Below are 13968 nucleotides of genomic sequence, written 5' to 3'. Positions count from 1 at the left end.
TCTGATTATTGAACGTAAAGCGCCAAGTTCTCTTGTTCGGCTACCGTGAGTTCGCCATGCGCCTGTTTTTCAAGCAGAAGGGCCTTTAGCTCGGCTGCTTCGTCTACTTTACCTAAGGCGGTAGTAAAATGCAGTTGCATTAGCTGGCCTCGCGTACTCCCTGGCGCTCCTTCAAGAAAAAGTTGCGCGTAGGAGTACGCATTACCCCATCTCGCCAGAGAATTTTCCAGGACAGCCAGAACACTGTACATATTCGCTGAAGCTGTTACCTTCGATTGTGCAGACAGGTAAGTGTGCGCCAAAGCATCTGCTATAGCGTAAGTGTCAAGGTGAGTACACCGCCCATCCTGCACCATTTGAACAAACGTATATACGGTAGGAACAGAGCTGAGAGGCCTGGCAGAAGCCAATGCTTCATATCCAGGAGCCCATGGCCGATTAGGTAAGCGGGATGCCATGCAGCTCAAGGCATAGTTGCGCAGCAGATGGTCGCCATCCGGCTCCGAAGAGTATTCATGCGCTACCGCCGAAAACTCAAGCGCCCGCTCAAGCGCTCCAGTTGAAGCCAGAAGCGAAGCCATATCGGCATTCGCGCGAAAAGATCGTGGATGATAAGTGACCTGATTAAGGATGAGAAGTTCGTTACTGGACCAAATCTGAACTTGTGAGCTCGTCTTGAACAGAAGGAGTGTCACAGCTACACCTCCCCAAGCGAGCAGTGGCGCTCCTAGCGGAGGCCATCGACGGGACAGTTCTGCAACCACCGTCACAGGAAAGAGAATCAGGCCTATCCCGGGAAAGTAATTGCGATGTTCGAAATAGAGCTCAAGGGGGAGAACTGTCGATTCAGTACTATGCCCCATCAAAAAGAAGAGCCAACAAAATCCCAACTTTCGCCCAAAGCTGGACAACAATCCGACGAGGATAGCAACAGCAACAAACAGCCAGGCCAACAAGGACCAAAACGTAGAAGCTGGCTCACTCAGGCTCCGCGAAACAACTATGTCGTCATGATACAACCCCATTCGATTAACATCGGGGAAGTAGTGTTGCCCTACATAGTCCCAGAGTATCCTCCCTTCCGTGAGAACTCTTTCCAGCAGGGTCCACTCTCGTATAGCGTAGGGCGAGAGAACGCTCCCGGAATACAACAAAAATACCAGCGTTATCGCAGCCACACCGGTGATTACCGCACCGCAGGCACACCTGCGCAAAAGCCGCTCTCTTGTGGCGTTTTCCTTGTTCGACTCGAACCACATTAATTCCATTAGCACTAAGACAGGCAGCACAACGATCCCTGTCTCCTTTGACAGAATCGCCAGTACCAGGAAAACAATGACCAGAATCAGTCTCCGCCGGGCCAACTCTCCCCGCACAAACCGCGATCGGAAGTAACAGTAGGAAATCAACGTCAGCAGCATAAAAGTGGCCGCGAGCATCGCCATCCTCTGTACTGCGTAAAGTACCGTGCTCACGTACAGGGGAGATGCCAGCCAGATCGTTGCGGCCAGCAGCGCATACCACTTCGATCCGTGGTAGCCAGCATCAGATAGGAGCAGGCAGCATAACCAGAACAGCAATGCACCATTTATTAGATGCAGGATGATGTTGGTCGCCTTGCTTGACCAGGTGCCCGTTGGGCCAACCACCAACTGTTCCATGACGAAGCTTGCCATCGCAACCGGGCGCCCGAGCGGGCCTGATTTATCTGCGAAGATTTGCTCAACCAGGGAACGAACGCCAGGCTCCGCTTCTTTCAGCACCTCTAAGCTCGAGCGATCATCCAGCATCGTCGGCCCGCTTGCGCCAGGCCAGTACAGCCAGGCCGCCAATGCGAGAGCAACACCCAGGAGGCAGCCACAGAAAAGCCAGTCCCGCTGCATCGGGTAATTCACTCTGACGCTCCACCCTCAAATAGCTGCTTTAGGGCAGGCAAATACCTGCGATCCGGATCCGCGGCTGTCCATTCCAGGAGAGTGTCAAATATTTCAGCGTGGGCTTTGAGTCGACCCAGCTCCGCTACACGGGAAAAATTGAGATCAATCAGCCCGGGGCGAATCGACTGGATTTCCTGCAGCATCTGCAACTTCAATTGTGGTGTTGCATTGGAAGCCAGGTAATAAAAATACTTGAATAGTGCGGCATCCAGGCCATTGGGGTAGTTCGCTTTGAGCGCCGAGTAGATAGCGTTCATTTCTGATTCACTCGTCTCGCAACTGCCGTCTCCCATACACTCGGCGAGAACGGCCAAAGCATTCCTGTCCGACTGCTTCAGCACCTTGCCATCAAAAGCAGCGATCAGCGCACCTAACCAGTCGGTTGTCTCATCCAGTGCCCGAAAGTACGCTTTATCGAGGTAGTAAAGCATCACGAGTGCTGCAATGTCCTGCTTATCAAGCTGATGCATGACCTCATAATAATATCGGCCCTTGAGCAGGTAATCGTTCGCCTGTTCTGGCGTCAGGCCCAATACATCTTGACCGCTGTAATAACGCAACAGAGTATGCGCATAGTAATAGTTCGAGCGAACCGAATCAGGATGTCTTGCAAGATTGCTTTGTGCCAGCCGCAGGTCATTGGACCAGGTATGGACGCGGGCAGCTAGCAGGGACATCAACACCAGGCCAAGAAACGCTACTGCCCATACTCGTCGCGACGCATCGATACGATTCAACACCTGAAGCAGCAGACTACCAAGCAACAGGCAGATGCCGATAGACGGAAGGTAGTTTCGGTGTTCAAACACCATCTCCAGAGCAAGAAACCCGGATTCGAGTGAATGGCCCACCAGGAAAAACAGGACGGCGAATAATAGAAGTGGTACACGCCGCCTCAGAAGAAAGCCTAAAGCCAGAACGCCCAGCAAGCCTGCCACTGATATCAGTGTCGTGACCGGCGCCAACAACCCCTTGGATATGGGTATATCATCGTGTTGAAACCCCATATCAAAAATATTGGGCCAGACAATCCAGCCGGCATAGCGCCACAGCAGGCGCGCCTGGGTCAGCACACGCTCTTCCATCGTGAAATTGCGTTGCAGATATCCCGATGTGAACATGTCCGGCTGCCACCAGAACACAGCAGCGATCAATAGCAAGGGCGCGACGAACGCGATCCATCCGAGCCATTGCAGCCACTTGCGCTCGCTACCGGCCCAGGAGCCGCGAAACAGACAAACCTCACAGACCGGGATTAGCCACCAGAGCAGAATGCCGTTTTCCTTACTGAAAACGGCCAGCAAACCGATCAGGAGGAGCCACAGCCCACCAGCGACCACTTCAGCCACAGTGGCCCCGCGCCGACTCCAGCGAGTTCTGAGGGTGACAAATAACAACAGCCCCAGTACGACAAAGAGAGTCGACAGTTGCGCCATTCGCTGTACCGAATAGAGCACCGTTGACACGTGAAGTGGATGCAGGAGCCAGGCTCCGGCTGCCAACGCAGCCATCCAGTTCAATTTCCTGTGGCAGGCGTTCCGCGGCGTTGGGGCGGCAACTCTCAGCACCTTGATGAAAAGGAAATACAACAGCGCAGCGATCACGCAGTGAATCAATGCGTTGGTCGCTTTTATTGCCCGTGGAGAGTACTCACCGCTGAGAGCGAAATTGAGGTAGAACGTAAACATCGTGACCGGGCGGCGAAGCGAACCTGATCCGGAACTATCACTGGCCACTCGCCAGTGATCGAGGGCGGCTGGCGAGAAATGCGCGAGATAATTGCCAGTCAGCGACGGTTCGTCGTCAAAGGTGAAGGGGGCGCCTGCGCCCATGGTGTAAACCAGCCAGACCACAAGGAGTCCTGCAACTGCGGGAATCCACCGGACTCCGTCAAAATTGAAGGAATATTCTCCTTTTTCCAGGATCACGAATATTGAACCACTGCTAACAAAAAAACCCGGCGCTAGCGCCGGGTTTCGTCTGTGCCACTTTTGCTATTAGGCAAAATTAACGGCAGGATCCAGGCAGGTACTTTGCGGGGATCTCATCTGTTGTACCCTGCTTACACTTCCAGATGATCGAGCCATCAGAACGCGTGGTTCCCGAAAGCATGAAGGTATCAGCACCATCTGTAGCGCCGGAATACAGACTCGTTTGGACGCTGGCGAACAGAGCCGGACCGCCGGCTGAGGTGAACCAGACAGACTTGACCACGTCCTTGTTCTGAAACTCCGTGATACCCGCTTCCGATGCAGAATCTGGCAGGAATCCACGGGCCACATAGTATTCCTGAACAGACGTTTTGCCCTCTGCCAGAGAAGCCATCGGCTCGCTCATTTTCGCCCTGATGGTGTAATCCTGATACGCCGGCAGCGCGATCGCCGCCAGGATACCGACGATCGCAATCACGATCATCAGTTCGATCAGGGTAAAGCCCTGTTGAACCTGTTTTTGCATTTTCATTGCTTTCTCCTTATATCCCCTGGGGATGCTTACGCTTGGCCGGCCCATCGTAAATGAGCCCGTCGCCCCTCCCTGATAGCAAGTTATGTGCCATCTCGATAAGAGCACAGCAGGCGGGTACTTTTTGTGACATGCATCACACTTTCAGGCGCTACCTCCACTCTCGATGGACTGCGATTCGAGGCCACAGCTGCCCTTCAAAGACAGTGTGTGACATTTTTCGTCAGTCTGAACCACTGGCGACAGCCGTCGCCATTCCGGTATTCACAAGTACAACAATGTCGCAAAATCCCCAAAAAATAAGGGGATAAGCCCATTTTGAGGTGTATCGGCCGCTGCCAAATTCGTATACTCGGCACTGCCCGTTTTGTTCACAGGCAGAGATAGCTATCGCGAGATAAGTTGTGCCAACGGCGGCGCAACTAACAAACACATAGTGACCGAGCTGTATGAATAACAAAGCATCCGGCCAACTCAGCGGCCTTGCCGGGCGTCTGGCTGCAGAGGGTCTGATCACCAGGGAACAGGGGCAGGAGGCGCAGCGGCAGGCCGCGCTGGAACGCATTCCACTGGTGAAGTACCTCGTCAACACGATGGACGTGGACAGCCATCGCCTGGCGGAAATCGCCTCCAACGAGTTTGGCGTGCCGCTGTTTGATATCCGCGCCTTCAATCCGGAGCTGCTGCCCAGCGGGCTGGTGGATATCAACCTCATCAGCAAACACCACGCCCTGCCCCTGTTCCGCCGCGGCAACCGCCTGTTCATCGCCGTATCCGACCCCACCAACCTCTCCGCCATCGACGAAATCAAGTTCCACACCGGCATCAACACCGACCCGGTGCTGGTGGAAGAGCGGGTACTCTCGAAGCTGATAGAGCAGTGGATGGAATCCCAGGACGACCTGGGCAAGGGCCTGTCGGACATCGACGCCGATGACCTGGAGAACATCGACATCGCCGAAGGCAAAGGCGATGACGACGACGGCAGCGATGGCATCGACGAAACCCCCATCGTGCGCTTTGTGAACAAGGTGCTGGTGGATGCCATCAAACAGGGTGCCTCGGATATTCACTTCGAGCCCTACGAACACAACTACCGGGTGCGCTTCCGCACCGACGGCGTGCTGCGCGAGGTGGTGCAGCCGCCGCGCAACCTGTCGGCCCGGCTGGCGGCGCGTTTGAAGGTGATGTCGCAGATGGACATTTCCGAGCGCCGCGTGCCCCAGGACGGGCGCATCCAGATGAAGCTGTCGCGCAACCGCGCCATCGACTTCCGGGTCAACACCCTGCCCACCCTGTTCGGGGAAAAGATCGTACTGCGTATCCTTGACCCCAGCAGCGCCCAGATGGGCATCGATGCGCTGGGCTATGAAGAGGACCAGAAGGCGCTCTACCTGAAAGCCCTGAGCAAGCCCCAGGGCATGATTCTGGTCACCGGCCCCACCGGCTCCGGTAAAACGGTGTCTCTTTACACCGGCCTCAACCTGCTGAACCAGCCCGAGCGGAATATTTCCACCGCGGAAGACCCGGTGGAAATCAATATGGCGGGCATCAACCAGGTGCACGTGAACCCCAAGGTCGGCCTGAATTTCGCCGAGGCCCTGCGCTCCTTCCTGCGCCAGGACCCGGACGTGATCATGGTGGGGGAGATTCGCGACCTGGAAACAGCGGAAATCGCCATCAAGGCGGCACAGACCGGCCACCTGGTACTCTCCACCCTGCACACCAACAGCGCGGCGGAAACCATCACCCGCCTGCTGAACATGGGCGTACCGGCCTTCAACCTGGCCACCTCGGTGGACTTGATCATTGCCCAGCGCCTGGCCCGGCGCCTGTGCAAGGAGTGCGCGGTGCCGGCGGACGACATCCCCCACGACGTGCTGCTGAAGGAAGGCTTTACCGAAGAATTGCTCGCAACCGCCACCCTGATGCACCCGGTGGGCTGCGAACACTGCAAGGACGGCTACAAGGGCCGGGTGGGTGTGTACGAGGTGGTGCGAGTGACACCGGCCATCGCCCGCATCATAATGGCGGAGGGCAACTCTCTGGACATCCACGAGCAGGCCCGCGTGGAGGGCTTCAACGACCTGCGCATGTCGGCCCTGCGCAAGGCCGCCCAGGGCCTGACCAGCCTGGAAGAGGTCAACCGGGTCACCACAGACTGACGACACCGGCAATAACAACACGGGGCAGCAGCGACCTTAGCGAAGGAAACGGGGAAACTCTATGGCGACCAGTGCAGCGCGCAGCGACGTCTTCGTATGGAACGGCATCGACAAGAATGGCCGCACGACGAAGGGCGAGATCACGGCCACCAGTTCCGCCATGGCCAAGGCGCAGTTGCGGCGCCAGGGTATCAAGACCAAGTCGGTCAAGAAGAAGCCCAAGCCCCTGTTTGGCAGCGGCAAGGGCAAGCCGATCAAGCCCGCCGATATCGCCATTTTCACCCGCCAGCTGGCCACCATGATGAAGGCCGGCGTACCGCTGGTGCAGAGCTTCGACATCGTCGGCGAAGGGCTGGACAAGCAGACCATGCGCGAGATGGTCTACAGCATCAAGAACGATGTCGCCTCCGGCAGCGGGCTGGCGCCCTCGCTGGCCAAGTACCCGCGCCACTTCGACGAGCTGTTCTGCAGCCTGGTGGCCTCGGGCGAGGCGTCCGGTACCCTGGAAGTGATGCTGGACCGGGTGGCCACCTACAAGGAAAAAACCGAGGCCCTGAAGGCCAAGATCCGCAAGGCGCTGACCTACCCCACGGCGGTGGTGGTGGTGGCCATCGTGGTCACCGGCATCCTGCTGATCAAAGTGGTGCCGCAGTTCGCCGAGACGTTCCGCAGCTTCGGCTCCGACCTGCCGGCCTTCACCCTGTTCGTGCTGAACATTTCCAACTTTGTGCAGAAATGGTGGTTCGTCATCCTGCTGGGGCTGGGGGGAATAGTGTTCGCCTTTCGCGAGGCCCGCTTCCGATCAGTGAAGTTTGCCGAGTGGCTGGACAAGACCGCGCTGAAAATGCCGGTTGTCGGCGGCATCGTGCACGACTCGGTGATCGCGCGCTTTGCCCGCACCCTGTCCACCACCTTCGCCGCCGGTGTGCCGCTGGTGGATGCACTGAACTCCACCGCCGGCGCCGCCGGCAACGCGGTCTACGCCAGGGCCATCCGCCAGATACGCGACGATGTCACCACCGGTACCACCCTGTACAACTCGATCAAGACCACCGGGCTGTTCCCCAACATGTTGCTGCAGATGGTCTCCATCGGCGAGGAGTCCGGCGCCCTGGACGACATGCTCGACAAGGTGGCGAACCACTACGAGGAAGCGGTGGACAACGCCGTGGACAGCCTCAGCTCGCTGATGGAGCCGATGATCATGTCCATCCTGGGGGTGCTGGTGGGCGGCCTGATGATCGCCATGTACCTGCCCATCTTCATGCTGGGTTCCGTTATCTAAGCGCCCGGCGAGGTATTCATGCTCGACGCCCTGAACCAGCACAGCTGGTTCCTGCCCTTTGTATTACTGCTGCTCGGCCTGGTGGTCGGCAGCTTTCTCAACGTGGTGATCTACCGCCTGCCGCTGATGATGCAGGCCCAGTGGCGGCGGGACTGCTGCGAGCTGCTGGAGGTTGAAAACGCGCAACCGGCGGCGCCACTCAGCCTGGCGGCGCCCAATTCCCACTGCCCGCACTGCAAGGCCCCGGTCCGGCCCTGGCAGAACATCCCGGTCATCAGCTACCTGCTGCTGAAAGGGCGCTGCGCCAGTTGCAAGGCGTCGATTTCGCCGCGCTATCCCATCGTGGAAGCGGTCACCGGGATCGCCAGCCTGTTCCTGGCCATCCACTTCGGCCCCACCTGGGCCATGGTCGGCGCCGTGTTGCTCACCTGGTGCCTGATCGCCCTGACCCTGATCGACTTTGACCACCAGCTCCTGCCCGACGATATCACCCTGCCCCTGCTGTGGCTGGGCTTGTTGTTCAATCTCTTTGCCACCTATGTGCCGCTGCAGGACGCCGTGATCGGTGCCATGGCCGGCTACCTCAGCCTGTGGTCGGTGTACTGGCTGTTCAAGCTGCTCACCGGCAAGGAGGGCATGGGCTACGGCGACTTCAAGCTGCTGGCGGCGCTGGGCGCTTTCCTCGGCTGGCAGGCCCTGCCGATGGTGATTCTGCTGTCGTCCCTGGTGGGCGCTGCGGTGGGCATCACCCTGATGGTGGTGCGCCGCCGGGGCCGCGATGTGCCCATTCCCTTTGGCCCCTACCTGGCCGCGGCGGGCTGGCTGGCGCTGATATGGGGCGAGCAACTGACCGCCTTCTACCTGCAATCCACGGGGCTTGGCCAATGAAGCTGGTGATTGGCGTTACAGGTGGCATCGGCAGCGGCAAGTCCGCCCTCACCCGCTACCTGGAAACACAGGGCATTACCGTGGTGGACGCCGACGTGGTGGCCCGTCAGGTGGTGGAACCGGGTACGCCGGCGCTGGCGGCGATCGCCGGGCGTTTTGGCGGAGACATTCTGCAGGCCGACGGCGGCCTCGACCGCGCCGCCCTGCGCAAAATCGTATTTGCCAATCCGGATGAGCGGCGCTGGCTGGAGCAGTTGACCCATCCCTTGATCGGCGAGGAAATCCAGCGCCAGCTGGCGGCATCGATCTCGCCTTACACGGTACTCAGTTCGCCCCTGCTGCTGGAGGGCAGCCAGTCACTGCTGGTGGACAGGGTCGTGGTGGTGGATGTGCCGGTGGAGGTGCAGGTTGAGCGCACCATGGCGCGCGACAGCAACGACGAGGCCCAGGTGCGCAGGATTATCGCCGCCCAGATGGACCGGGAAGCGCGGCTGGCAAAAGCGGATTTTGTGGTGGATAACAGCGGCACGCTGGCCGCATTGGAGCAGCGCGCCGCACAGCTGCACACTGAATTACTGGCGCTGGCCGCTGCCTGAGGGCGTCGCCCCGGCGCGGCTACTGCAGCGCCGCGGTTACCGCCTCCACAATCGGCACATTCGCCGCCGGAAAGTCATAGTCCGGCAAATCCGCAACGGCCACCCAGGCCATCGGCTGCCCTTCCAGCGCTTTCGGCTCGCCGCTGAAGCGGCGAACCAGGTGGACGTCCAGCAGCACCGCCTTGTCGCCGTAATCGTGGCGCACTGCAATCAGCGGCGCGCTGTGCGCCACGGAGATGGCCAGTTCTTCCCGCAGTTCGCGATCCAGTGCCTGCAGCACATCCTCTCCCGCCTCCACCTTGCCGCCGGGAAATTCCCACAGGCCGCCCTGGTGAGCCTTGTCGGCACGCCGGGTCAACAGAATGCGCTGATCGCGGTCCAGGATCACGCCAACGGCAACGTGGACTTCAGCCATTGCGGAAGCCGGCCGGCGAGGTGGGCAGGCGGCGCACACTGGCGCTGCCGGGAATTGCCGGGCGGGCACTCACGTGCGGTACTCGGCGTTGATCTTGACGTAATCGTAGGAGAAGTCCGTGGTCCACACCGCCGCCTGCCGCTCGCCGCGGTTCAATTCCACGCGGATGGTAATGTCTTCCGGCGCCATGGCGGCAACGCCCTGCTCCTCGGTATAGGCCTCTGCGCGGCAACCGTTCTCGGCAATCAGCACTTCGTTCAGGTAGAGGCCGACACGGTTCACGTCCAGGTCGGCCAGGCCGGCGCGACCGATGGCGGCCAGCAGGCGGCCCCAGTTGGGGTCGGAGGCAAACAGCGCGGTTTTCACCAGGGGCGAGTGGGCGATGGTAAAGGCCACGTCCAGACACTCCTGTTCGCTGTTGCCACCGTTCACCTGCACACAGACAAACTTGCTGGCTCCCTCGCCGTCACGCACCAGAGCCTGGGCGAGGATCACGCACACCTCTTCCACTGCCGCCTTCAGAGCCACATAGGCGGGCGCATTGACGCTGTCGAGGGGAACATTGCCCGCGGCGCCGGTGGCCAGCAGGATACAGGCATCGTTGGTGGAGGTGTCGCCGTCTACCGTCACCCGGTTGAAGGAAATATCCACGGCCTCCGCCAGCACCTGCTGCAATACGCTGGCTTCCACGGCCATGTCGGTGGCCAGGTAGCCGAGCATGGTCGCCATGTTGGGGCGGATCATGCCCGCACCCTTGGCGATGCCGGTGAGGGTGCAGTCGATGCCATCCACCTGGAAGCTTACCGAAGCCCCCTTGGGGCGGGTATCGGTGGTCATGATGCCGCTGGCGGCAGCGGCCCAGCCGTCGTTGTTGAGTGTGGCAAGGGCCTCGGGAATCACGGCGGTAATCTTGTCGGCGGGCAGTTGCTCGCCGATCACACCGGTGGAAAAGGGCAGTACCGCACGCGCTTCAACACCGGCCTGCGCGGCTACCGCGGCACAGCATTCACGGGCCCTGGCCAGGCCTTTCTCGCCAGTGCCGGCGTTGGCGTTGCCGGTGTTGATCAGCAGGTAGCGGGGCTGGCCGTCGCTCTCCAGCCAGTGTTCCCGCGCCACGGTCACCGGCGCCGCACAGAAGGCGTTGCGGGTGAAGGTGGCGGCGCAGGTGGTGCCCGGCGCGGCTTCAATCAGCACCATGTCCTTGCGTCCGGGCTTCTTGATGCCGGCGGAAACGGTTGCCAGGCGAATACCCGGTACGGGTAACAGGGTGGGGGCTTGATCGCTGCCGGTGGCCATGTGTTTGGATTCCAGTTAGGGGCTTATATCGCCATAAAATAAAAGAAACGAAGCCCCGCCGTCACCCCCGCGCAGGCGATGGCCCGGCAAACCGGGGCCATTGTGCGGCGACCTGGTATCGCGCGACTACTCCAGTTTACCGTGGCACTGCTTGAACTTTTTGCCGCTGCCGCAGGGGCAGGGCTCGTTGCGGCCGACCTTGGGCTGGTTGCGGGTAACGGTCTGCGGCACGCCTTCCGCAGCCCCCGCCTCCACTGCAGAGGACTGCTGCTGGGCCGCGGCTTCGGCGGCCATCGCGGTGGCGGCGGCGTGCTGGAAGGCGAGCTTTTCCCGCTCGGCTTCCTGGCGGCGGCGCGCCTCGATCAGGGCGGATTCGTCCTGGCGCTGGATCTGCACGTGGCTGAGGAACTTCACCACCTCGTGCTTGAGGCTGTTCAGCAGTTGCTCGAACAGGGCGAAGGACTCGCGCTTGTACTCCTGCTTCGGGTTCTTCTGGGCGTAGGCACGCAGGTGGATGCCCTGGCGCAGGTGGTCCATGGTCGCCAGGTGATCCTTCCACAGGTTGTCCAGCACCTGCAGCATGATCTGCTTCTCGATCTTGCGCATGTCCGGGCCGACATCGGCGGCCTTGGCGTCGTAGGCCGCCTGGACTTCCTGCACGATGCGCTCGCGCAGGGCTTCCTCGAACAGTTTCTCGTCGGACTCCAGCCACTGCTGAATGGGCAGGCTGATGGCAAACTCCGCCTCCAGCTGCTTCTCCAGCCCGGGAATATCCCACTGCTCTTCCACACTCATCGGCGGGATGTAGCTGTTGATGGTGTCGTTTACCACGTCCTCGCGGATGGCGGTGATGGTGTCGGCAATATCGTCCTCGCCCAGCAGGTCGTTGCGCTGCTGGTAGATGATCTGGCGCTGGTCATTGGCGACGTCGTCGTATTCCAGCAGCTGTTTGCGGATGTCGAAGTTACGCCCTTCCACCTTGCGCTGGGCCTTCTCGATGGCGTTGGTGACCATGCGGTGCTCGATGGCCTCGCCCTTTTCCATGCCCAGTGCCTGCATGAAGTTCTTCACCCGCTCGGAGGCGAAGATACGCATCAGGCTGTCTTCCAGCGACAGGTAGAAACGGGACACACCCGGGTCACCCTGGCGCCCGGCGCGGCCGCGCAGCTGGTTGTCGATGCGGCGGGATTCGTGGCGCTCGGTGCCCAGGATGTGCAGGCCACCGGCTTCCAGCACCTGCTTGTGGCGCTCTTGCCAGGCCGCTTTCAGCTCGGCCTTTTTCTCATCGCCGAGGCTGTCGCCATAGCTGGCGAGTTCCGCGTCCAGGTTGCCGCCAAGCACAATATCGGTACCGCGACCGGCCATGTTGGTGGCGATGGTCACCACTCCCGGACGGCCAGCCTGGGCAATGATCTCCGCTTCCTGGGCGTGGTATTTGGCGTTCAGCACCTTGTGTTCGATCTTCGCCTTGCGGAAGCGGGCGGACAGCTCCTCTGAGGTTTCAACAGAAGCAGTACCCACCAGCACCGGCGCGTTGTTGGCCATGCACTCCTGTACGTCCGCCACAATGGCGTCGAACTTCTCTTCGCGGGTCAGGTAGACCAGGTCGTTCAGGTCCTGGCGCTGGGCCGGCTTGTTGGTGGGAATCACCAGCACTTCCAGGCCGTAGATCTGGCGGAACTCGAAGGCCTCGGTGTCGGCGGTGCCGGTCATGCCCGCCAGCTTTTCGTAGAGGCGGAAGTAGTTCTGGAAGGTGGTGGAGGCCAGGGTCTGGCTCTCGTTCTGGATATTCACCCCCTCCTTGGCCTCGATGGCCTGGTGCAGGCCCTCGGACAGGCGCCGGCCGGGCATGGTGCGGCCGGTGTGCTCGTCGATCAGCACCACCTGGCCGTCCTGCACGATGTACTCCACATCGCGATGGAACAGCACGCGCGCACGCAGGGCCGAGTGCACGTGATGCAGCAGGTTGAGGTTGGTGGCAGCGTACAGGCTGTCGCCCTCCTCCAGCAGCTTCTCGCGGGTCAGCAGCTCCTCGATGAACTCGTGGCCGGCTTCGTTCAGCTCCACCTGGCGCTGCTTCTCGTCAACCGTGAAATGGCCTTCTTCGCCCTCGGTTTCAGGCTTCAGTTGGGGCACCAGTTTGTTGATGCGCTTGTACAGCTCGGAGCTGTCCTCGGAGGCGCCGGAGATAATCAGCGGGGTGCGGGCCTCATCGATCAGGATGGAGTCCACCTCGTCGACAATGGCAAAGGTCAGGTCGCCCTGCATCTTGTCCTGCAGGCTGAAGGCCATGTTGTCGCGCAGGTAGTCGAAACCGAATTCGTTGTTGGTGCCGTAGATGATGTCGCAGCCGTAGGCCTGGCGCTTCTGCTCCGGCCCCTGGCCGGACATGATGACGCCGACGGACACACCCAGGAAGCGGTACAGCGGGCCCATCCAGCTGGCGTCGCGGCTGGCCAGGTAGTCGTTCACGGTGATCAGGTGCACGCTCTTGCCGGATATGGCATTGAGGTAAGTCGGCAGCGTCGCCACCAGGGTCTTGCCCTCACCGGTGCGCATCTCGGCGATTTTGCCCTCGTGCAGGGCCATGCCGCCAATCAGCTGCACATCGAAGTGGCGCATGCCCATCACCCGCACACTCGCCTCGCGCGCAACGGCAAAGGCCTCGGGCAGCAGGCGGTCGAGGGACTCGCCGTCCTGGTGCCGGTTGCGGAACTCGGCCGTCTTGGCCTGCAGTTGCTCGTCGGACAGGGCCTGCATGGCCTCTTCCAGGCCGTTGATCTGCTTGACCACCTTGCGCATGCGCTTGAGTTCGCGGTCGTTGCGGGTGCCGAAGACTTTTTTCAGAGCTGAACTAATCATTTTTTTGCCATTGGGGAACGGGACACGGCCACCCCTGCAAAGGGAGTGGTACTGCGATGGG

10 protein-coding genes are annotated in these 13968 nt (G+C 60.4%); 4 read left to right on the top strand and 6 right to left on the bottom strand.

Translation table 11 applies throughout. The features are described 5' to 3' along the window. Positions 1–5: 5 nt before the first annotated feature. The 3 genes from FVW59_RS03395 to FVW59_RS03385 all read right to left on the bottom strand — a co-directional run bounded on the left by FVW59_RS03395 (position 6) and on the right by FVW59_RS03385 (position 4400). Entirely contained in the window at positions 6–1895 is a 1890-nt protein-coding gene (locus FVW59_RS03395; protein ID WP_148062800.1) for a hypothetical protein, read from the bottom strand. Beyond that, the gene (locus FVW59_RS03390) at positions 1892–3865 is read right to left on the bottom strand and encodes a hypothetical protein (RefSeq protein WP_148062799.1); all 1974 of its coding nucleotides are present in this window, start codon (positions 3863–3865) and stop codon (positions 1892–1894) included. Before FVW59_RS03390 ends, FVW59_RS03395 begins: the two co-directional genes overlap by 4 nt. Before the next feature lie 79 nt (positions 3866–3944). After that, positions 3945–4400, bottom strand: coding sequence for a pilin (locus tag FVW59_RS03385; protein WP_425468389.1), 456 nt, complete (start codon positions 4398–4400; stop codon positions 3945–3947). Positions 4401–4849: 449 nt separating this feature from the next. On the opposite strand from FVW59_RS03385, the gene pilB reads away from it, so the two are divergent. The 4 genes from pilB to coaE all read left to right on the top strand — a co-directional run bounded on the left by pilB (position 4850) and on the right by coaE (position 9334). Then, positions 4850–6565, top strand: a complete 1716-nt coding sequence (gene pilB, locus FVW59_RS03380) for a type IV-A pilus assembly ATPase PilB (protein ID WP_148062797.1) — start codon at positions 4850–4852, stop codon at positions 6563–6565. 61 nt (positions 6566–6626) lie between these two features. Beyond that, complete coding sequence (locus FVW59_RS03375) at positions 6627–7850, top strand: type II secretion system F family protein (RefSeq protein WP_148062796.1); 1224 nt, start codon at positions 6627–6629, stop codon at positions 7848–7850. Positions 7851–7868: 18 nt separating this feature from the next. Beyond that, positions 7869–8738 (top strand): prepilin peptidase, encoded by an 870-nt coding sequence (locus FVW59_RS03370; protein WP_148062795.1) that lies wholly within the window; start codon positions 7869–7871, stop codon positions 8736–8738. Further along, positions 8735–9334, top strand: a complete 600-nt coding sequence (coaE, locus tag FVW59_RS03365) for a dephospho-CoA kinase (RefSeq protein ID WP_148062794.1) — start codon at positions 8735–8737, stop codon at positions 9332–9334. The genes FVW59_RS03370 and coaE overlap by 4 nt, the downstream gene beginning before the upstream one ends. A gap of 19 nt (positions 9335–9353) precedes the next feature. Here the strand turns inward: coaE and mutT are convergent, their stop codons facing one another. From mutT to secA, 3 genes are all read right to left on the bottom strand, one after another. Next, the gene (gene mutT / locus FVW59_RS03360; protein ID WP_148062793.1) at positions 9354–9749 is read right to left on the bottom strand and encodes an 8-oxo-dGTP diphosphatase MutT; all 396 of its coding nucleotides are present in this window, start codon (positions 9747–9749) and stop codon (positions 9354–9356) included. A gap of 69 nt (positions 9750–9818) precedes the next feature. Beyond that, complete coding sequence (gene argJ / locus FVW59_RS03355) at positions 9819–11045, bottom strand: bifunctional glutamate N-acetyltransferase/amino-acid acetyltransferase ArgJ (RefSeq protein ID WP_148062792.1); 1227 nt, start codon at positions 11043–11045, stop codon at positions 9819–9821. 126 nt (positions 11046–11171) lie between these two features. Next, positions 11172–13907: a preprotein translocase subunit SecA gene (secA, locus tag FVW59_RS03350; protein ID WP_148062791.1), complete on the bottom strand. Its 2736-nt coding sequence runs from the start codon at positions 13905–13907 to the stop codon at positions 11172–11174. Positions 13908–13968: the final 61 nt, after the last annotated feature.

The sequence above is a fragment of the Parahaliea aestuarii genome (genome assembly GCF_008064635.1).
GTDB classification, from domain to species: Bacteria; Pseudomonadota; Gammaproteobacteria; order Pseudomonadales; family Halieaceae; genus Parahaliea; species Parahaliea aestuarii.
Note: the sequence above shows the minus strand (reverse complement) of the source record. Positions and strands in the feature narration are given on the sequence as shown.